This is a genomic window from Maribacter sp. UBA3344 (genome assembly GCF_002362375.1).
Classification (GTDB): Bacteria; Bacteroidota; Bacteroidia; order Flavobacteriales; family Flavobacteriaceae; genus Maribacter; species Maribacter dokdonensis.
In genome coordinates this window covers 210,862-231,421 of record NZ_DERI01000012.1, presented here as the reverse complement: position 1 = coordinate 231,421, position 20,560 = coordinate 210,862, and the positions used below count along the sequence as shown (strand labels likewise).

Genomic DNA, 20,560 nt, shown 5'->3' with positions numbered 1-20,560 from the left:
CAATTTTCTCTTTAAAAAATCAAATGGTATCATTTAGAAATGTCAATGGTTTTTTTAATGATTTCACCTTTTTTACCACCAAAACTCTCCGATTGCACTTCAATTTTTATTTTTCCATTTTTTGTAGGAATTTTTGAAATATAAAAATCTTTAGAGGGTGTTTTACCTAACCAAATTTTGTCATTTTCTTCATTTATAAAGTATAAATTATGATATACAGGAGCATCTAAAGTTTTAAAATGAACATACAATTCGGCATTGTTTTCATTTAAAAAGCCATTTACCTGAAATTGAGATGTAGTTGGTGATGGTTCGTGTTTGGAGTTTATGGCAACCTCGCCTAAATACGCACTACCTTTGCCCCTAGTTCTAACTCCGATTTTAATTATACGAACGTTTTTACGAGCGGTTATTCTAAAATTGTTTTTCTTCCAGGAAAGTGAATTTTTAAGCGCATTGGTTAAAATCTCCCCGTTAGATAATTGGCAATAAAACTCTAAACTTATATTACCAATAGTTTTAGCGACAACGCTAAAATTCACGTTCTTTTCTAAACTTATTTTTGTCTTGTACAAAGGTAGTTCTGCATTCTCGTACGCTTCTAAGAATAAGCTACTACCACCAAAATAGCTATCCTCAAAACTAATGGTAGGTTCAACTTTGGTAGTATCTACCTGAAATTGCCATGTTGGCAATACGTCTTGAATACTTAAATTATGCCATTCTTCTCTTGAAACCGTTTTTCCTTTCTCATTGTAAAAACTACCAAGTCCGTAATTGAAATTAGATTTAAAAGGCAGTTCATTAATTACGCTTCGTGGTTCAAAATAATTGGAGAATCCTTGCCAAGTACTTTCGCCAAACCTGGTCTCTATAGTTGAACCACCATTCCAAAATTTTTGTTCATTACGGTATACGTCCTCTGGCATTTTACTTTCAGAAATATCAAAGGTAGAGTTGGACCAGTAAATACCTATAGATGTATTGTTAGGTTTACCGTTCTTATATAGTGCATCCCATTTTACAGGTGTCTTATAACTTTTGGACTGTACATCTATACCCGCGAACAGATCCCACTCACTTCTTCCCAGTTTATTGGCCAGAAGTTTACTATCTTCTAAATTGACATCGTGATACCTAAAATTGATTAAAAACACATCAGACATATTAGTATCTCCATTTTGAAAATACATTTGATTGTGCTCGTTTAATTCGTCTTGCCAAATTACGCGTGAATCATCTATCATGGCATCGTACCAGACCAATTTTAAATTTGATCGTTCCCTATAATATGTGATGAACTCTTGCATGAGTTCCCCCATATTACCCACTAAATCATACGTTTCTTGATTAATAAACCAGCCATCAAAATTATATGCTTTAGCTACTTCAATAAGTTTATCGGCAACGGGAAAGCTTCCATCCTCATTCTTTACAAGAAACTCATACACCCACTCTTCCTTACCACCATAAACGTTGGGCGGAAAAAACACCGTACCTATACTCTTTACTCCGTTCTTATGGGAAGCATCTGTCCAGAACGCTGTTGGTGGCACAATAATACCTTCGTTTGCTGAGCCACCCCATTGCACAAAATAATCTATGTATTGCCAAAATGGAAAAGCATATTGTTTTACCGAAGAAAACCCTTGAGAAGGATGAAAATTAGTGGTATGAGGTGCCATTAAAGCTATAATACCCGGAATTTTTAGTGAACTTTCTCCTAAATCCGTACTATCATTTAAAAACCGATCTGCCAAAGGAATACTACTTACATTAAACTTTGCTTCCCTATCATTTTCTGGTGACCATTCTAAAAGCTCGTGTACAAACCAATAAGAAGAATAGGGCTGATTTTTTCCATACTCTTGTTCTTGTGCCTTGATGTTAAATCCGCACCAAAAAAATAATATTACAAAATACACGGTTACTTTCCTCATGGTCGTTATCAGTTTAATTTAAAGTTTAAAGATTGTTCTTTTCTGAAGAATCTACAACTCTCTTGAAATTATAGAAGGTTTAATTTTAAATGAAAAAGAATATTAAAACATAAAAGGAACATTTGAAGGGTAGGCTTCGCTTTATGGAGACCTCAAATGAAATTTTCAATACTTTCGCCTTTTAATTGAATGCCATATGAATATTGAAGAATTAGTGGGTTCGTATTCTATTATAGGGAGCAACCAAGATGGGGAATCTCATAATTACAAAGGCCTACTTTTATTATCCCTTGATGGTAATAAAAGAATTATTGCAAAATGGACCATTAATAATACTCAGAAACAGACTGGTACAGGTTTTTTCAAGAACAATATTTTGGTGATAAATTTCAGCTATACTGGCGATGACCAAAATATTTACAAAGGTGTTGTAGTGTACCAGTGCCTTAGCAAAGATGTTCTAGACGGATTTTGGTCCGAGAAACACGGTAATCCTCTTTATTTGGGAGAAGAGCGTTGTCTTAGAATAAAATCTAAATCCAATACGCTGAACTAATATGTAAATGCGGTAGAAAACTAAAGTTAATACCATATTATTCCTGTAATTTTACATCCCTATTTAAAATTAAGAAAAGAATATGACGAAAGATCACGAGTTTTTTATGAGAAGAGCCATAGAAATGGCAGCAAAAGGAATGAACTCAAATGCAGGCGGCCCCTTTGGTGCCGTAGTTGTAAAAGATGGAGAAATTATAGCCGAAGGCCATAATAAGGTAACTTCTACGAATGACCCTACTGCACATGCAGAAATGGTGGTTATTAGAGATGCCTGTAAAAAACTGAATACGTTTCAATTAACAGATTGTATTATTTATACTTCTTGCGAGCCTTGCCCGATGTGCTTTGGTGCTATTTATTGGGCCAGACCAAAAGCGGTATATTATGGTTGTGATAAGGCAGATGCAAAAGCTATAGATTTTGATGACCAGTTTATATATGATGAGCTAGAAGTTGAAATGCAAGACAGACAAATTCATTTTAAGCAAATGCTTCAAGAAGAAGCCGTTGAAGTCTTTAATGATTGGGCCTCTAAACAAGACAAGACAAAGTACTAGCAAAGCAACGGTAACTATATAGTACGTTTATTATTTTTTAAAAGAGGGAAAAACAAATTTGTTTTTCCCTCTTTTTTATTTAATAAAATTAAATTGAAGTCAGATATGAACTAATTACTAAACCACTAGTAATTACATATTTTTTATACATCTTAAAATAGTTCGTATTTTGTAATAAATTACATGATATGAAACTTCATCTGCTAGATCGTTCTAGTGTTGCCAATACCTCTATTACCGTATCTCAAAATAATTATAAGAATTTTTTGAAGGTGTGGCATTTTCATGAAGAGCTAGAATTGGTATATATTATTAAAAGTACCGGTACTAGATTTGTTGGAGATAGCATAGAAAAATTTGAAGCCGGTGAGGTTGTTTTAATAGGTAAGAACGTTCCGCATATGTGGTTAAATGACGAGGTATATTTTGAAAAAAACTCCACACTTACGGCACAAGCAGTTTCCGTTCATTTTAAAGATAACTTCGTTGGTCAAGAATTTTTATCCCTGCCAGAAATGCAACCTGTTGCTCAATTATTGAAGAAAGCGACACAGGGAATAAAATTTAACCATATTAAGGATAACATAAAAAATGAATTAATAAATCTACATAGTCTTGAACCTGCACTTAAAATTACGAGAATAATTGAATTATTATGCAAATTAGAGCAACAGCAAAACTATACGCTTTTATCAAGCAATGGTTTTATAAATACATTTCATAAATCAGAAAATAAAAGGTTGAATATTATTTATGAATATGTATATCAAAATTTTCACACCCAAATAAGCTCTAAAGATGTAGCTCTGTTGGTTAACATGAACGCATCATCCTTCAGTAGATTTTTTAAGACAATTCACAGAAAACCGTTTACCAGATTCTTGAATGAAATTAGAATTGGCTTTGCTTGCAAAATGCTACTTGAAAACAAAGAGAGTATTACATCAATTGCATATGCGTGTGGATTTGGAAACATTTCTAATTTTAATCGTCAGTTCAAAATCATAAAAGACGAATCTCCTTCTTCATTTTTAAGCCAACATCGAAAACATTTTTAAACCAAATGCAAAAAAAGTATCAGATTTGGTATTTTATGTGGTGGTTTTAGGTCATCTACTCTCCTATTTTTGAATAAAACAAAATCAATGTCAAATTCAATTATAATTACTGACGTCATCTCTAGGGACATTCGCTTTCCTACAAGTAAGTCTTTAGACGGATCAGATGCAATGAATCCTGATCCAGATTATAGTGCTGCATACGTTATTTTAAAGACTAATGCACCTGATGGCCATGAAGGTCACGGATTAACTTTTACTATAGGTAGAGGAAATGAACTTTGCACCCAGGCCATAACATCTCTTTCTCATTTAGTCATTGGTAAATCTTTGGAAAGCTTTACCTCGAATATGGGCGCTTTTTGGAAAATGATTACCGGAGACAGCCAATTGAGATGGTTAGGTCCTGAAAAAGGGGTTATTCATTTAGCCACAGGCGCTATTGTAAATGCCGTTTGGGATCTATATGCCAAGGTAGAGAAGAAACCGCTTTGGAAATTATTGGCAGATATGACTCCCGCTGAATTGGTCTCATGTATAGATTTCACTTACATTACGGATGCCATTACTCCTAAAGAAGCTCTTGAACTTTTAAGTAAAAATGAAGCTACCAAACAAGAACGTATTGCTTTTCTGAAAGACAAAGGCTACCCTGCATATACTACATCGGCAGGTTGGTTAGGGTATTCCGATGATAAAATGAGACGTCTTTGCAAAGAAGCTAAAGAGAGTGGCTTTAAGCATATGAAAATCAAAGTTGGTTCTGACCTTAAGGATGATATGAGACGTGCCGCAATTATTCGTGAAGAAATTGGAGACGATTTAAAACTCATGATGGATGCCAACCAAAAATGGGATGTTGACGAAGCGATCACCAACATGGAATCGCTTAAAAAATTCAACCCGTGGTGGATTGAAGAACCAACTAGTCCCGATGATATTTTAGGTCATGCTAAAATTGCAAAAGCCATTAAACCCATTGAAGTTGCAACAGGTGAACATTGTCAAAACAGGGTTATCTTTAAGCAACTAATGCAGGCCGGTGCTATTGGCATTTGCCAAATTGATAGTTGTAGAGTTGGTGGTGTAAACGAAATTTTGGCTATTTTGTTAATGGCAGCTAAATTCAATATCCCTGTTTGCCCGCATGCAGGTGGTGTAGGGCTTTGTGAGTACGTTCAACACCTATCCATGATAGACTTTATAGCTATAAGCGGTAGTATGGAAAATAGAATTATAGAATTTGTTGATCATTTGCACGAACATTTTTATGATCCTGTAGTTATTAAGGACGGAGCATACATGCCCCCAAAGTTACCAGGTTATAGTATTACCATGAAAGAAGAGTCATTGGACACCTATACTTTTCCTGATGGGGCATTTTGGAAAGAGGAATTACAGAATAAATAAACGATAGAAACATGAAGTTTAACCTAAAAGGTAAAAACGTAATTATAACCGGTGGAGGTAGCGGTATTGGTCAAGCTATTTCTACCACATTTGCAGCACAAGGAGCCAACGTTCATATTTTGGAATTAAATGCAGACAACGCTGAAAACACCGTAAATCTAATTAAGAAACAAGGTGGCTCGGCTACAGCATATAACTGCAATGTTGTCGATCAAAAGCAGGTAGTTAACGTAATCAATGAAATTACATCAAAACAAGAAATACATATTCTTATTAATAATGCAGGTATAGCCCATGTAGGAAACATTGAAAAAACGGCCGAAACGGATTTTGATCGTGTTTATGATGTGAACGTTAAAGGGCCATACAACTGCATGTATGCTCTTATCCCTGAAATGAAAAAAACGGGCGGAGTCATCATTAATATGGCATCTATAGCTTCAAGTGTAGGCATAGATGATCGTTTTGCCTATTCCATGAGCAAAGGAGCCATATTGACCATGACCTATTCCATAGCCAAAGATTATATTAAAGACGGTATTCGTTGCAATTGTATTTCACCGGCTAGAATACACACTCCTTTTGTTGACGGATTTATAAAAGCAAATTACCCGGGACAGGAAGAAGAAATGTTCAAAAACCTTTCTGCCACACAGCCAATTGGCAGAATGGGCAAACCTCAAGAAGTTGCTGACCTAGCTCTTTACCTTTGTTCAGACGAAGCTTCTTTTATTACTGGAACGGATTTCCCTATTGACGGGGGATTCATAAAACTTAACGGATAAATTATATACAATGAAATTAATACGATTTGGAACACCTGAAAATGAGAAACCGGGAGTAATTCTAGATAATGGCGATTGGATAGATACTTCAGGTTTTGGTGAAGATTATGATGAACTGTTTTTTGAGAACGACGGTTTAGCACGACTTAAATCTTGGGTAGATGAAAAAGCTAATGATTTACCTAAAATAGATAAGAGTACAAGATTGGGACCTCCCCTAAAAAAACCTTCTAAAATTGTTTGCGTTGGGTTGAACTATGCCAAACATGCAGCGGAAAGCGGCATGAAAGTACCTACCGAACCTGTATTGTTCTTCAAGGCAACTTCTGCTATCGTAGGACCAAATGATGATGTTATCATCCCAAAGAATAGTAAGAAAACCGACTGGGAGGTAGAGCTTGCCGTAGTTATTGGTAAAAAAGCAAGCTATGTTGAAGAAGCCGATGCCATGGACTATGTTGCGGGTTACACATTGCATAATGATTATAGTGAAAGGGAATTTCAATTAGAAAAAGAAGGGCAATGGGTAAAAGGTAAAAGTTGTGATACTTTTGCCCCAATAGGTCCGTTTTTAGCTACCAAAGAAGAAGTTAGCGATCCACATAATTTAGACCTATGGTTAAAGGTCAATGGAGAACTATTACAGAACAGTAATACCGAAGATTTAGTTTTCAATGTTCCAGAATTAGTCAGTTACATTAGCCAATACATGACCCTATTACCGGGTGATATCATATCTACAGGTACTCCTTTTGGTGTAGGTTTAGGTTTTAATCCTCCAAGATATTTAAACCCAGGTGATGTGGTTGAATTAGGTATTGAAAAATTAGGAAGCTCTAAACAAATTGCCAAGGCATATACAAAATGATCATAGACAGCCATCAACATTTTTGGAAGTATGACCCGGTTAGAGATAGTTGGATCAATGGTGCAATGAAAATTATTCAGCGCGATTTTTTACCTAGTGATTTAAAACCAATACTTACTGAAAACAATGTTGATGGTTGTATTGCCGTACAAGCAGATCAGTCTGAAACCGAGACGACCTTTTTATTAAACTTAGCTACCCATAATAATTTTATAAAGGGAGTTGTAGGTTGGGTAGATTTATGCGATAACAACGTGAAAAAGCGTTTGGAATATTTTGCCCAAAACAAACTTTTTAAAGGTGTGCGCCATATTCTACAAGCTGAAAAGGAAGACTTCATTTTAAATCAAGCCTTTTTGAACGGCATTAGTGAATTAGCGGCCTTAAATCTAACCTACGATCTTTTGGTGTTCCCTAATCAATTAAAGAACAGCACTCAATTGGTTTCAAAATTTTCAAATCAAAAATTTGTTCTTGACCATATTGCCAAACCACCAATTAAATCTGGTGAAATAAATGATTGGAAAGCCGCTATTACAACACTTGCCAAAAACCCAAATGTATATTGTAAACTATCGGGACTAACTACTGAAGCAAATTGGAGCAGTTGGATAACTTCCGATTTCACTCCGTATATCGATGTTGTATTTGAGGCATTTGGCACAGAACGTTTAATGTTCGGGTCAGATTGGCCTGTTTGCCTATTGGCGGGTAGTTACGCTAAAAACAAAGACATCATAACGTCTTACATCCAGCAACTATCGCCTACAGAGCAAGCACAAATTATGGGATTGAACGCTATGGATTTTTACAACTTAAACGCATAATCAATTAATCATATTAAAATTACCAACGATGGATTTAAATCTGAAAAATAAAGTTATCATAGTATCTGGAGGTTCATCTGGAATTGGTAGAGGTATAAGTATTTGCCTAGCAAAAGAAGGTGCCATACCATATATTCTAGGTAGAAATAAAGCGAATATTGTATCGGTAATTTCTGAGATAGAAAAAGAAGGCGGACAAGCAGGGTATGCTTTTGCTGAGCTGACAGACCCTCAAAAATGTAAAGAGGCCGTTGATAGCTGTATAGCACGTTTTGGTAGAATTGACGGCTTGGTCAATAATGCCGGAGTAAATGATTCAGTAGGGTTAGAAGATGGTAATCATGAAGATTTTATGCGTTCCATTTCTAGAAATCTTACCCATTATTACATGATGGCACACTATGCGCTTCCTGAACTTAAAAGAAACAAGGGAGCAATTGTAAATATCGGCTCTAAAACCTCGGTAACCGGTCAAGGTGGCACTTCTGGTTATGCCGCAGCAAACGGAGGCAGAAATGCACTTACAAGAGAATGGGCGGTTGAGCTACTACCCTATTCCATTCGTGTAAATGCCGTCATTGTTGCCGAATGTTATACACCGTTGTACGATCGTTGGATAAAATCATTTCCAAACCCAGAAGAAAGACTTGGTAAGATTACCGAAAAAATTCCTTTAGAAAATAGAATGACCACAGCAGAAGAAATTGCAGATATGGTCGCTTTCTTACTTTCTGAAAAATCCAGTCATACCACAGGTCAACTCATATTTGTAGATGGTGGCTACAGCCATTTGGACCGCGCCCTATAACGCTGACTTTGCTTTCTAACCTTTCAACTTAACAACAAAACTCACCATCCATGTCAAAGACAGATAAAACACCCATTGTATCAAGAAAAACTTTGTTACCATTTATTTTAATAACTTCTTTATTCGCTCTTTGGGGTTTTGCAAATGCCGTTACGGATCCTATGGTACAAGCCTTTAAAAAGGTATTGGAACTATCTAATTCTCAGGCTGCATGGGTACAAATGGCTTTTTATGGTGGTTATTTTTGTATGGCCTTACCGGCAGCGTTATTTGTTCGCAAATATTCCTATAAAGTAGGTGTTATCATTGGTTTGGCCTTATATGCCGTAGGCGCATTACTTTTTTATCCTGCGGCCATAACAGAACAGTTTTGGTTCTTCTGCTTAGGTCTATATATTCTAACATTTGGTCTTGCCTTTTTAGAAACAACCGCCAACCCTTACATATTGGCAATGGGCGACCCTAAAACCGCGACCCAAAGATTAAACTTGGCACAAGCCTTTAACCCTATTGGTCTGTTATTGGGACTTTTAGTGGCCCAGCAATTTGTACTTAAAAATTTACAATCTGACGATGTTGAAAATTATAGTGCCTTATCCGAAGCAAAAAAATCTCTCATAAGAACTTCAGATTTAATGGTGATAAGGGATCCATATGTAGTCTTAGGTTTGGTTATTTTGGCAATTTTGGTGTTGATCGCCGTTAGTAAAATGCCACAATCAAAAGGAGATGGCAACATACCTAGCCTGGCCCATACATTTAATTCGTTGAAAAAGAATAAAAAATATGTCTTTGGTGTGGCTTCCCAAATATTCTATGTTGGAGCCCAGATTATGTGTTGGACCTATATTTACCAATATGCAGAGGCTATTGGTATGGAAAGTGAAACCGCCGCAAATTATCAAATTATCGCCTTTATCCTCTTTTTAGTAGGCAGGGTAATTGGCACGTATCTTCTAAGGTTTATATCCTCTGGAAAATTACTGCTATTATATGCCATTGCCGCTATTATCGCATCTTTAGGAACCATGTTCTTAGTAGGTACCATAGGGCTTTATTGTTTGGTAGCACTATCATTATGCATGTCCGTAATGTTCCCAACAATTTATGGTATTGCCTTAGAAAATTTAGAAGAAGAGGAATCTAAAATTGGTGCCGCAGGTCTTGTTATGGCTATCGTTGGTGGTGCCTTAATGCCTGGTCTACAGGGTAAAATAATAGACGTTGGCGGATTTGGTGTCAATGACACGGAAATACTAGGGTTATCCGAAGTCAACTTTTCTTTTATATTACCATTAATCTGTTTTGTGGTTATTGCTTTCTACGGACAAATGACCCATAAATATTATCAGAATTAGCATGAAGAATCAAAAACATTGTTTTGCGAATGACCCATAAATATTATCAGAATTAGCATGAAGAATCAAAAACATTGTTTTGCGTTAGATTTGAAGAACGATGAAACGTTGATCAACGAATATATTGAGCACCATAAAAATGTGTGGCCAGAAATTATTGAAAGTATCAAAGGTTCTCACATTGAAAATTTAGATATTTATCTAGTAGAAAACAGGCTTTTCATGATTATGGAAACCAACCCCTTATTCTCATTTGACAAAAAGCAACAAGCTGATGAAAGAAATGTCAAAGTGCAAGAATGGGAAACTTTAATGTGGAAGTATCAACAAGCTATACCAAACTCAAAACCAGGAGAAAAATGGCGACTAATGAACAAAATATTTGAATTATGAGTAAAGCCAAAATTGCCATTAACAACAAATACCCTTCAGTTACCGATTTAAGAAACAAGGCGAAGAAAAAAATTCCAAAATTTGCTTTTGAATATTTGGATGGTGGTTGTAATGAAGATGTGAACCTCATTAAAAATACGAGCGATATCAGAAAAGTGGAATTATCGCCCAGCTATTTAAGTAAGCATACGGGATCCGATATGAAAACCGAACTTTTTGGGCATACATACGATGCTCCTTTTGGTATAGCACCAGTTGGTCTCCAGGGGCTCATGTGGCCCAATGCTCCGGAAATTCTAGCCAAGGCGGCTTTTGAACACAATGTACCCTTTGTTTTAAGTACGGTTTCTACAAGTAGTATTGAAAGAATTTCTGAAATTACCGAAGGTAAGGCATGGTTTCAATTATATCATCCGACCGAAAATAGATTACGCGATGATATGATCAACCGAGCTGCACAGGCAGAATGCCCAGTTCTAGTTATTTTATCAGATGTACCAACTTTTGGGTTTAGACCAAGGGACATTAGAAATGGATTGGCTATGCCACCAAAAATGAGCGTAAAGAATATTCTACAAATTTTAGGAAAACCAGAATGGGCAATGAAAACCCTAATTCATGGTCAGCCCAACTTTGAAACGCTTAAGCCTTATATGCCCAAAAACCTAGATTTAAAACAACTAGGAAAATTCATGGACCAAACTTTTACCGGTAGATTAAACGAGGAAAAAATTAAACCTATCCGCGATATGTGGAAAGGTAAATTGGTACTCAAAGGCGTGGCTTCTGAAATGGATACCGAAAAAGCCATACGACTGGGTATTGATGGTATTATTGTTTCTAACCACGGTGGTAGACAATTAGATGCAGGGGAATCTACTATAAGACCGTTGACTAGAATTGCAGAAAAATATAGCGACCAAATAAAAGTTATGATGGATAGCGGCTTACGCTCTGGTCCGGATATTGCCAGAACAATGGCTTCTGGTGCTGAATTCACCTTTTTAGGTCGTTCTTTTATGTACGGTGTAGCGGCATTGGGAAATGAAGGAGGAAATCATACGATTTCATTATTAAAGACCGAATTACAACAGGTAATGGAGCAAGTATGCTGTGAGAACACGAAAGATTTTCCAAATCATTTGATTAAAAAAATCAACTAATATAAAATGGATGATTGTTTTGCTATGAGTTCATATAACTCAACTATGGTGCAAAACAATCATCCGTATAAGTAACCAACTACTTCACTTTAACTTCTAATGGTGCGTTCACCTTTTGGGCAAATTCCTTTAAATAAGCGTTCCACTCTTCTTTGCTATTAAATTGTTTGCTTTTTTTCCATCCAAATCCGGTATAATAAACCGCTTCGCCATTTATCACTTTAACTTGTGCATACAAATTACTTAGATCTTTGGCATTGGTCATATATTTATCATATCCCAACATAGCGTTGGCAGGAACTACAACACCTGTTCCTAATTCAGAGCCAAAATATGGTTCCCAATAACTGACCCAACCCTGTTCTACCTCAGCAGCAATTTCCCCATCTTTTTCATGAAGTGTAAGGCCAACGGAAATGGTTTCCGAGCCGTTGACTTCAACTCTGTATTTAGACAGGTTACTTCCACGATCCAAAGAAATAAACTTCTTTTCCGCTATGGTTTTATCTCCCGCCTTCCATGGTGCGTACGTAATCCAAAAACTAGTTCTGAGCGGTCCGGTTTCAATAGTTTTATAATCTGTAAAATTTCTTGAAAATTGATATGTAGTGTCCACCTTGACAGCAATACCACCTACTCCTCTGCTGGTGCCAACATGAAAATTATCTAAACCCTCGCCGTCATCTTCATGGTAAGTGCCTTCAGTTTCCAATTCTTTCTTGTACCATTTATTGATTATTGGATAATCCACCCTTTTTAACCACGCATCCATACCACTGGATAATGTTCCACCGGGTATACTATCCTCTATCATTTTTTGCGCCACAGGACCATAGGTTCTAAATGCTACCCTATCATTTTCCCAAGCATAATCATCGGTTCGCTCCGGAACAAATCTTGAATAACATGTAGGAACATCTTCTGACCCTGCTACAGCCTCCTTAAGTGTGATGTTAAAAGTTTTACTTGAATTTGCCGCTATTTCCGGTTGAATCAGAAGAACATCTGCCGCGCCATCTCCATCAACATCGCTCAGCTGCGAAACTAATTCAGTACCACTACCTACTTCACTGACTTTGTACGATTTTCCCGTGACCAATTTTAAAGATTCGTCAGATTGTAAAAGTGCCAAATCAATTTCAACGGTCTCCAATGAACGATCAATATTCAAATGATTTACAACTTCAATTTCTAACGGTTTTTCACCTGTACAGCCTATTAAAAATAAGGTAACTACTACTGCACAATACTTTAAATGGATCTGGTTAATCATAATTTTAGTTTTCATTACTTGGTTTACCAATGGTTGCCAAAATACCACCATCTACATACAAAATATGTCCGTTTACGAAATCGCTCGCCTTAGACGATAAAAATACCGCTGTACCTGCCAAATCATCTGGGTCTCCCCATTTTGCTGCCGGTGTCCTATTTACAATAAATTCATTGAAAGGGTGACCATCTACACGTATAGGCGCGGTTTGACTGGTTGCAAAATACCCTGGTCCTATACCATTGACCTGTATGTTATGCTTAGCCCATTCTGTAGCCATATTTTGGGTCAACATTTTTAATCCGCCTTTTGCGGCCGCGTAAGCCCCTACGGTATTTCTACCCAATTCACTCATCATTGAGCAAATATTAATAATCTTACCTTGCTTTCTGGCTATCATGGTTTTCACCACATGTTTAGATACTATAAACGGACTCACTAAATCAACATTGATAACTTCTTTAAAGTCCTCAACTTCCATTTCTTCTAGAGGTGTTCTTTTAATGATCCCTGCATTATTCACAAGAATATCAATGGTGCCAACTGAAGCTTGAATATCGTTAATAGCTTTTTCAACCGCTTTTTCATCGGTTACGTTAAACTTGAATCCGTATGCATCTATACCCAATGATTTATAAAATGCAACGGCATCATCAATCTTAGTTTGCGATGAATTACCGTTAACGATCAACTTTGCACCTGCAAGTCCCAAGCCTTTTGCCATTGCCATACCTAGACCATGGGTGCTACCGGTTACCAATGCCACTTTTCCTTTTAAACTAAATAATTCTGTAGACATAATTTTACTTTAATTCTGTTATTGCAGCAACATCCATATCACTGTAATCTAAATTCTCACCTGCCATACCCCAGATAAAGGTGTAATTTGAAGTTCCTGACCCACAATGTATAGACCATGGTGGTGAAATTACCGCTTGGTGGTTATGCATCCATATATGTCTTGTTTCTTGGGGTTGACCCATAAAATGACAAACTGCTTGACCTTCTGGCACATCTAGATAAAAATATACCTCCATTCTACGATCGTGCACGTGTGCCGGCATAGTGTTCCAAACACTACCGGTCTTTAACTTGGTCATACCCATTTGCAACTGACATGTAGTTACCACTCCACCAATAATCATTTGACTAACCGTTCTATGGTTTGCAGTTTCCAAGGACCCAAGCTCCAATTTATTCGCCTCTTCCAAGCTTACTTTTTTAGTTGGAAAATTGGTATGTGCCGGTGCTGAATTGATATAAAACTTAGCCGGTTTTTTAGGGTCATCACTTTTAAAAATAACATCTTTTGCACCCATACCAATATAGAGTGCGTCTTTATGACCAAGACTATAACTTACACCGTCTACTTCAACGGCTCCTGAATCACCTACATTGATGATACCCATTTCTCTTCTCTCCAAGAAAAACGCTGCCTTTAAAGGATCAATAGTTTCCAGTTTCAAATTAGATTTTGGCACTGCAGAACCGGCAATATAGCGATCGTAATGGGTGTAGGTGAAATTGATTTCGCCCTCTTTCATAAGGTCATTGATCAAAAACTCGTCCCTTAAAGCGGTTGTATCGTATTTCTTAACTGCCTCTGGGCTAGAAGCGTATCTTGTATTATAGGTTGTAGACATTTAATTATATATTTATTATTGTTTTAATCTGTATACTTTAAAATTATCAATTGTCATATGATTGTTCACCGTTCTGAACCCAAAATATCCACTGGTATAAGGATCATCATCATTTAGATCGATCATTTTGACTCCATTTCTGTAATATTGAATAACATTGTCATACGCAATGATTTTAATATGATACGTGGTATTGGGCTCTAACAAAAACTCCTGTTTAGAAAAATCATGTGCTGCCAATAACGGTCTTTCTCCATTACCTACATATCTTCTAAATCTGGTTTTGGTATTGTCATGACCACCTACGCCCATATAATACAGCCGTAGACTATCATAATTTGTAAACTTACCGTGTCTTTTGGCTGAATTTTCAAATAAGTTATCAGGATGTTCTACATCTTTCGCCATCCAAAAACAGTTCATATCAGAAACCCGGTCGTTTTCACCTCCGTCCGATATGATATAGGCATCGTATTCGATCATTATTGGTCCGGATAATTCTTTTTTAAACCAAATTGTACAACCTGCGACATCATCAATTTCAAGCTTTTCATTATTGATTTTAGCTATTCCCCCAGGCATCTGTTCCACCTGCCAAGAACTTAGGTCTCCATTAAAATTTTCCTCATATAAAAGTGTAGATCGCACTTCTAAAGAATCATTCAAGACCATTACTTTAGCCGTTTGGGCACAGCCATAATTAAACAGAAAGGTCATTAACACCAATGCTGCGATATTAAAATTTTGATTGTGTTTACCCATAACCTGTTTAAGTTGCCTAATGACCTTATGCAATATGAAAAAATAATCCCCATATACTTATAACTCATGATTCATTATCGATAAATTATGAATCACAATATATTTAACCCTTAAAAATCAATCAATTAACCTATTCAATTTTTTCTAGGCTTACAAAATATGCACCAAGTGTTTCATTATTATCCAATGTAAACCATGTTTGCAGTTCAGCTTCCCCCTCGGTTAAATCCACCTTAAATTCTGCATATTTCTGAGTAGAATCCACTTTAATTTCACTATTGAAATGCTGCACTTTTAACCTCGCTTTGGTAATTGGTAAAGATTTACCGGGTTTACTTGCAGAAACACTGGTCCCTTCTTTTGCTGGTCTAATAGGTGCCTCTGCATTTAAGGCCAACTGTGTTTCTTCTGGCCATCTACGCAGTTTTACTGAATATGTACCTGGCTGGTCCACATGTATTGCCCAATAACCATTATCCCTATAACCCGTTCTTATATGCCTTTGGTGCCAAGGGCTATCTCCTTCTGTATGCCAATCATGACAATACAATTTGGTAGGATTTTCCTTTTCATGACCAACATAAATTCTTGGAAGATCATTATACGTTGGAAGCAAATCTTGCCACCATTGATCATATGCTTCCTTAAATTGTTTCATTTTTTCAGGATGCATAGAGGCTATATTCTCTCGCTGTTCTGGATCAGTTTCTAAATTATAAAGCTCGGTACTATCTACCAATCGCCACTTACCTTGCATTAAGGATGTTCTACGCCATGGCTCAGGATTCTCGGTACGCTGAGAATTGGTAATTACAATACGTTCTTTAAAATCATTGCTTTCCCCTTTGATTAGGGGCAGCAAACTCTTCCCGTCAAAAGAAATATCATCATCCACCTCTAAACCACACATTTCTACCAAAGTTGGCAATACATCAAAATGAGCGGTCAACTCATTAATATCCTTACCAACGGTAATTCCTCCATTCTTCCAATGGATAAATAGTGGCACACGGTGACCACCCTCGTATTTACTGGCTTTTACCCCACGCATACCTGCGTTAAAACCTTTCTTAATAAAGCCGTCTAATCGGTGTCCATCTGTTTTGGCTCCTTGTGCGGTACCGTTATCGGTGGTGAAGATAAGTATGGTATTATCCATCAATTCTGAGGTTTCCAGATAGTCAACCAACTTACCTATATTTTCATCTATATTGGCAATCATACCATAGAAAGCTGGTAACGGAATGGCGTCATTATCCTTATATGGTGCTATATACTTATCCGCTACAAAATATGGTGAATGCGCAGTATTGGTAGGTAGGTAACAAAAGAAAGGTTTATCCTTATTTTTTTCAATATGCTTAATTGCCTCATTGAACCAAATATCTGTACTGTACCCTTCAAATCTTTTTAATTCCCCATTATGTATGTACATGTCATCAAAATAATCGTTATCCCAATAATCCATAGTTTGCTCCATACCGCCACCGCCGTGAGACAATACCTCATCAAAACCATTATCTTCTGGTCTAAACGGATAGTTATCCCCTAAATGCCATTTACCAAAAATTGAAGTGGAATAGCCGTTCTCCTTAAAAATCTCGGCCATGGTCGTTTCTCGTTCCAATAATAAAGACCTACCGTTAATGGTATGCCAAACTCCCGTTCTATTTGCATTATGCCCTGTTAAAAGTGCTGCCCTTGTTGGCGCACAAGTAGGATTTACGTGATAATCCGTAAATCTGGCACTTGTAGCATGCAGCTTATCTATATTCGGCGTTTTTATATATGGATTACCCAAAGCCGCGATATCACCATAACCTTGATCATCTACCAATATCAATATTACATTAGGCTTTTTTTCAACGGCGGAGACCGGACCTTTCTCCTCTTGACATGATGTGCATAGTAGGACCATAGTCCCCAAAAGGACTACGGATATTTTATGAAACTTGAATACCGATAGATATGATTTTAAAAACATAGATATATTATAATTCTTGTGCGTTATTTGTATTCTAATCTTGAAAAATTGATTTATAAGAAAGGTGATTATTTTGCCCTTCATCTATAACCTTACCCGCAGATACTCCCTTAATACCACTGCTATCTTCATCGAGAACAATGGGATACGCTGTTAAATTATGAAGTAAAATATGCGATGCGGTATAATTTTCATCTGATTTTAGTAAGCCTATCGTTTTGTTATCACCACCAATTTGAATTTTTAAATTCTGATCAGGATCAGGGATAGCACTCCTAAGGGTAATTTTATGATTGCTTCCTATAATGATGGCTGCATGACCACTACCGTTATAGGACTCCCCTTCATACGGTAGCAAGGTTATATCTGCATTTGTACCACTGTCCGTAATATAATCTACCCCAAGTGCTGGACCATATTGGGTATCTGCATAACAATCTACAATATCTCCCGTGCCAATGCAAAAACCTCTCTCACAACCAATAGTTGTAGTTCCCGACACATACTTTTTACCTGTTGCATGGGTCAGTGTTACACCTGCCCTCATATTCTTTACCGTGCAATTAATGATCGTTGGGTTAGAAGTTCCACGGTTATACTCCACACCATCAATTATAGTTTCCCCTCCATTATATGCTCTTATACCTCCTTCGCCCAGGCTCATCATATAACCTGGTGGTAACTTATACCCAAAATATGTCATGAAACCTGCTTTATCTCCATCTGTACCCGTTCCGGTTTCGGCAAGCATATCATCTGTTGATCGCATGGTACCTTCTATATAACAACCTTCAATTAACGGTTCATCTGCCGCCTGCATAAACAAGGCATGTCCATAAGATCGGTGAATTATTGTACAGTTTTTCACATGATTCTTATAACCCCGAACCAAAAAGGCAGAATGCTTAAAATGAGGGATTACATTTTTGCCTCCTTTTCCAAACGTTTCTCCATAACCATACGGGTAAGATCCTTTGGTACTTAAATGTAGCCCTTCTATTCTGTTGCTAGCTCCATCCATAACCACATTACAAGCCCTTCTAGTTGGATGGTCATGCACAGATCCTACATCTGCCAGGGTTAAGTTCTTTATAACATTGTTATTACCCGTTATTTGAAGTTCATAAAATTCACGATAGTTCTTAAATGCCGTAAGGACCTTTGTTTCTACGTTAATGGTCACATCCGTAAAATCATAAGTACTATTATTGCCACTAAACAACAATAGCACCAATGCATTATGATCATCAATATTTGTGTGAGATTTAAATGTGCCATTTTCTATATCCTTTACCGTGATATTATATACACCTTTCTTTACAACTACATTGACACTATCTTGCGCTAAATAGGGTACCAAAGCTGCCAATGAAGCAACTTCGGTTTGCGCAGATAAAGACATACTACAAATCAAAAAATGAACAACAACTAAGGTTTTTATTACAATACTTTTATCTATTTTTTTACCAAAAATCATTTTCCTTTTCTGTTTTCATGTTTTTATAAATCTCTATATACTTCTGATCCAATTCAGATGAATCTCCATATTTTACCCGGAGCTCATCTAACTTTGTTTTCATTTCTTTGACTACTGATGCATACGCTGGATCATTAAAAACGTTGTTGAGCTCTTGAGGATCTTTTAATCTATCATATAATTCCCATTCATCAACATCATAATAAAAATGAATCAGCTTATATTCTTTGGTCACAATGCCATAGTGACGTTTTATCATATGTACACTAGGGTATTCATAATACTGGTAATACACCGCATCTCTATCCCATTTTTCCTTTTCTCCCGTTAGTAAGGGCATTAAGCTCTCCCCTTGCATATCCGTTGGTACAGGAATATTGGCGGCTTCAAGTAAAGTGGGTGCAAAATCCAGGTTTTGTACCATTTCATTTTCTTTACTACCAGGGGTAATTTTATAGGGCCAACGAACCAATAACGGTGTCTTAAAAGACTCATCATAAATAAATCTTTTATCGAACCAGCCATGCTCACCTAAATAAAACCCTTGGTCAGAAGTATAAACCACTATTGTATTTTCTGCCAATCCGCTTTCATCCAAATAATCCAAAACACGACCAACATTATCATCTACAGATGAAATACAGGCTAAATAATCTTGCATGTAGCGTTGATACTTCCATCGCATTTTTTCCTGCTCGGTCATGTTTGGCCAATTTGCTTTAAAATCAGCATTTATTTTGTCTAAAACCACATCATATTTCGCTTTTTGAGCTGCATTTGCCCTGCCATAAGGACCATAAAAACCATTCTCGAATTCCTCAACTTTTGGTGATACCTTATCACCCATTTCTTGAAGAAGTTCTGGTCTAATTTTACTATCATGACTATACATCATATGGGTCAATAGATTCATTTCCGCCGTTTTTGCAGCGGTGCCCCTATTCTTATAATCATCAAAAAGGGTTTCAGGTTCTGGAAATTCCTTATTCGTAAATTCCGCAAACTTTTCCGGACTTGGCCACCAAGGTCTATGTGGCGCCTTGTGCATGTACATCATCATAAACGGCTTTTCCTTGTTGCGCTTTTCTTGCAACCAACCCAATGTTAAATCGGTAATAATATCCGTAACATAACCAGTAATAGTCGTAGTATCCCCTTTGGTATCTATAAAATCCGGATTCAGATAAAATCCCTGATCTGGTAATATCATAGACTCGTCCACACCTTTTGGATTATTCCCAAAATGTAACTTTCCAAACATGGCAGTTTCATACCCGTTTTCTTGAAAAATCTGAGGAAAAGTAACCTGTGTAGTATCAAAGGGCATTAAATTATCTATTTTACCATTGATATGGGTATGCTTTCCTGTTAATATTGTTGCCCTTGATGGCGCACAAATTGAATTGGTAACACTGGCATTGGTAAACAACATCCCTTCTTTTGCCAACCTATCTATATTTGGTGTTTGTATCAATTTACTGTCATACGCACTTATAGCTTGGTACGCGTGATCATCTGACATGATGAACAAAATATTTGGTCGTTTTTTTGGTGCTTCTTCTTTATTCCCAGCACACGAGAAGAACATCATTAGTACCGCAATTACGCATAAATGATTGCCAAATGGCTTTATCTGTTTCATATATTCTTTTTTCTTACACCTTAAAATTGCTCTATTTTCCTAAGAAAGATTGTT

General features: G+C 36.7%; 19 protein-coding genes. 11 read left to right on the top strand and 8 right to left on the bottom strand.

The features are described from left to right. Positions 1-29: 29 nt before the first annotated feature. A complete protein-coding gene (locus B2Z27_RS10250) occupies positions 30-1,940 on the bottom strand; it encodes an endo-beta-N-acetylglucosaminidase (protein WP_286813572.1) in 1,911 nt (636 codons plus the stop codon). Between the two features lie 196 nt (positions 1,941-2,136). Between B2Z27_RS10250 and B2Z27_RS10245 the strand changes: the two genes are divergently transcribed. The 11 genes from B2Z27_RS10245 to B2Z27_RS10195 all read left to right on the top strand — a co-directional run bounded on the left by B2Z27_RS10245 (position 2,137) and on the right by B2Z27_RS10195 (position 11,725). Further along, positions 2,137-2,496: a hypothetical protein gene (locus tag B2Z27_RS10245; RefSeq protein WP_286813571.1), complete on the top strand. Its 360-nt coding sequence runs from the start codon at positions 2,137-2,139 to the stop codon at positions 2,494-2,496. Positions 2,497-2,578: 82 nt separating this feature from the next. Continuing rightward, positions 2,579-3,055 carry a nucleoside deaminase gene (locus B2Z27_RS10240; protein ID WP_058105469.1) on the top strand — a complete coding sequence of 159 codons (477 nt, stop codon included), beginning with the start codon at positions 2,579-2,581 and terminating at the stop codon, positions 3,053-3,055. 188 nt (positions 3,056-3,243) lie between these two features. After that, complete coding sequence (locus B2Z27_RS10235; RefSeq protein ID WP_210707850.1) at positions 3,244-4,113, top strand: AraC family transcriptional regulator; 870 nt, start codon at positions 3,244-3,246, stop codon at positions 4,111-4,113. An 87-nt stretch (positions 4,114-4,200) separates the two neighbouring features. Continuing rightward, a complete protein-coding gene (locus B2Z27_RS10230; RefSeq protein WP_210707848.1) occupies positions 4,201-5,523 on the top strand; it encodes an L-fuconate dehydratase in 1,323 nt (440 codons plus the stop codon). 11 nt (positions 5,524-5,534) lie between these two features. Next, positions 5,535-6,308 carry an SDR family NAD(P)-dependent oxidoreductase gene (locus B2Z27_RS10225; protein WP_286813570.1) on the top strand — a complete coding sequence of 258 codons (774 nt, stop codon included), beginning with the start codon at positions 5,535-5,537 and terminating at the stop codon, positions 6,306-6,308. A gap of 10 nt (positions 6,309-6,318) precedes the next feature. After that, on the top strand, positions 6,319-7,176 hold the full coding sequence (locus B2Z27_RS10220) for a fumarylacetoacetate hydrolase family protein (protein WP_074674462.1): 858 nt from the start codon (positions 6,319-6,321) through the stop codon (positions 7,174-7,176). Then, the gene (locus tag B2Z27_RS10215) at positions 7,173-8,003 is read left to right on the top strand and encodes an amidohydrolase family protein (protein ID WP_286813569.1); all 831 of its coding nucleotides are present in this window, start codon (positions 7,173-7,175) and stop codon (positions 8,001-8,003) included. The genes B2Z27_RS10220 and B2Z27_RS10215 overlap by 4 nt, the downstream gene beginning before the upstream one ends. A 28-nt stretch (positions 8,004-8,031) precedes the next feature. After that, complete coding sequence (locus tag B2Z27_RS10210; RefSeq protein ID WP_058105413.1) at positions 8,032-8,811, top strand: SDR family oxidoreductase; 780 nt, start codon at positions 8,032-8,034, stop codon at positions 8,809-8,811. Between the two features lie 50 nt (positions 8,812-8,861). After that, on the top strand, positions 8,862-10,169 hold the full coding sequence (gene fucP / locus B2Z27_RS10205; RefSeq protein WP_286813568.1) for an L-fucose:H+ symporter permease: 1,308 nt from the start codon (positions 8,862-8,864) through the stop codon (positions 10,167-10,169). A 57-nt stretch (positions 10,170-10,226) separates the two neighbouring features. Beyond that, entirely contained in the window at positions 10,227-10,562 is a 336-nt protein-coding gene (locus tag B2Z27_RS10200; protein ID WP_058105411.1) for an L-rhamnose mutarotase, read from the top strand. Next, positions 10,559-11,725, top strand: coding sequence for an alpha-hydroxy acid oxidase (locus B2Z27_RS10195; RefSeq protein WP_286813567.1), 1,167 nt, complete (start codon positions 10,559-10,561; stop codon positions 11,723-11,725). Before B2Z27_RS10200 ends, B2Z27_RS10195 begins: the two co-directional genes overlap by 4 nt. 79 nt (positions 11,726-11,804) lie before the next feature. Here B2Z27_RS10195 and B2Z27_RS10190 read toward each other — a convergent pair whose 3' ends face one another. From B2Z27_RS10190 to B2Z27_RS10160, 7 genes are all read right to left on the bottom strand, one after another. After that, a complete protein-coding gene (locus tag B2Z27_RS10190) occupies positions 11,805-13,013 on the bottom strand; it encodes a DUF4861 family protein (protein WP_286813566.1) in 1,209 nt (402 codons plus the stop codon). Continuing rightward, positions 13,003-13,797, bottom strand: coding sequence for a gluconate 5-dehydrogenase (locus B2Z27_RS10185; RefSeq protein ID WP_286813565.1), 795 nt, complete (start codon positions 13,795-13,797; stop codon positions 13,003-13,005). The genes B2Z27_RS10190 and B2Z27_RS10185 overlap by 11 nt, the downstream gene beginning before the upstream one ends. 4 nt (positions 13,798-13,801) lie before the next feature. Next, positions 13,802-14,641, bottom strand: a complete 840-nt coding sequence (kduI, locus tag B2Z27_RS10180) for a 5-dehydro-4-deoxy-D-glucuronate isomerase (protein WP_286813564.1) — start codon at positions 14,639-14,641, stop codon at positions 13,802-13,804. 15 nt (positions 14,642-14,656) lie between these two features. Further along, positions 14,657-15,403 (bottom strand): DUF6250 domain-containing protein, encoded by a 747-nt coding sequence (locus B2Z27_RS10175; RefSeq protein ID WP_286813563.1) that lies wholly within the window; start codon positions 15,401-15,403, stop codon positions 14,657-14,659. A gap of 130 nt (positions 15,404-15,533) precedes the next feature. Then, complete coding sequence (locus B2Z27_RS10170) at positions 15,534-17,387, bottom strand: arylsulfatase (RefSeq protein WP_286813562.1); 1,854 nt, start codon at positions 17,385-17,387, stop codon at positions 15,534-15,536. Positions 17,388-17,421: 34 nt separating this feature from the next. After that, a complete protein-coding gene (locus tag B2Z27_RS10165; protein WP_286813561.1) occupies positions 17,422-18,789 on the bottom strand; it encodes a hypothetical protein in 1,368 nt (455 codons plus the stop codon). Positions 18,790-18,850: 61 nt separating this feature from the next. Further along, positions 18,851-20,506, bottom strand: a complete 1,656-nt coding sequence (locus B2Z27_RS10160; RefSeq protein ID WP_286813560.1) for a sulfatase family protein — start codon at positions 20,504-20,506, stop codon at positions 18,851-18,853. Positions 20,507-20,560: the final 54 nt, after the last annotated feature.

Bases quoted from the DNA above. Each gene is read 5' to 3' on its own strand.
- B2Z27_RS10250 (WP_286813572.1), bottom strand. From the start codon at position 1,940: ATGAGGAAAGTAACCGTGTATTTTGTAATATTATTTTTTTGGTGCGGA.
- B2Z27_RS10245 (WP_286813571.1), top strand. From the start codon at position 2,137: ATGAATATTGAAGAATTAGTGGGTTCGTATTCTATTATAGGGAGCAAC.
- B2Z27_RS10240 (WP_058105469.1), top strand. From the start codon at position 2,579: ATGACGAAAGATCACGAGTTTTTTATGAGAAGAGCCATAGAAATGGCA.
- B2Z27_RS10235 (WP_210707850.1), top strand. From the start codon at position 3,244: ATGAAACTTCATCTGCTAGATCGTTCTAGTGTTGCCAATACCTCTATT.
- B2Z27_RS10230 (WP_210707848.1), top strand. From the start codon at position 4,201: ATGTCAAATTCAATTATAATTACTGACGTCATCTCTAGGGACATTCGC.
- B2Z27_RS10225 (WP_286813570.1), top strand. From the start codon at position 5,535: ATGAAGTTTAACCTAAAAGGTAAAAACGTAATTATAACCGGTGGAGGT.
- B2Z27_RS10220 (WP_074674462.1), top strand. From the start codon at position 6,319: ATGAAATTAATACGATTTGGAACACCTGAAAATGAGAAACCGGGAGTA.
- B2Z27_RS10215 (WP_286813569.1), top strand. From the start codon at position 7,173: ATGATCATAGACAGCCATCAACATTTTTGGAAGTATGACCCGGTTAGA.
- B2Z27_RS10210 (WP_058105413.1), top strand. From the start codon at position 8,032: ATGGATTTAAATCTGAAAAATAAAGTTATCATAGTATCTGGAGGTTCA.
- fucP (WP_286813568.1), top strand. From the start codon at position 8,862: ATGTCAAAGACAGATAAAACACCCATTGTATCAAGAAAAACTTTGTTA.
- B2Z27_RS10200 (WP_058105411.1), top strand. From the start codon at position 10,227: ATGAAGAATCAAAAACATTGTTTTGCGTTAGATTTGAAGAACGATGAA.
- B2Z27_RS10195 (WP_286813567.1), top strand. From the start codon at position 10,559: ATGAGTAAAGCCAAAATTGCCATTAACAACAAATACCCTTCAGTTACC.
- B2Z27_RS10190 (WP_286813566.1), bottom strand. From the start codon at position 13,013: ATGAAAACTAAAATTATGATTAACCAGATCCATTTAAAGTATTGTGCA.
- B2Z27_RS10185 (WP_286813565.1), bottom strand. From the start codon at position 13,797: ATGTCTACAGAATTATTTAGTTTAAAAGGAAAAGTGGCATTGGTAACC.
- kduI (WP_286813564.1), bottom strand. From the start codon at position 14,641: ATGTCTACAACCTATAATACAAGATACGCTTCTAGCCCAGAGGCAGTT.
- B2Z27_RS10175 (WP_286813563.1), bottom strand. From the start codon at position 15,403: ATGGGTAAACACAATCAAAATTTTAATATCGCAGCATTGGTGTTAATG.
- B2Z27_RS10170 (WP_286813562.1), bottom strand. From the start codon at position 17,387: ATGTTTTTAAAATCATATCTATCGGTATTCAAGTTTCATAAAATATCC.
- B2Z27_RS10165 (WP_286813561.1), bottom strand. From the start codon at position 18,789: ATGTCTTTATCTGCGCAAACCGAAGTTGCTTCATTGGCAGCTTTGGTA.
- B2Z27_RS10160 (WP_286813560.1), bottom strand. From the start codon at position 20,506: ATGAAACAGATAAAGCCATTTGGCAATCATTTATGCGTAATTGCGGTA.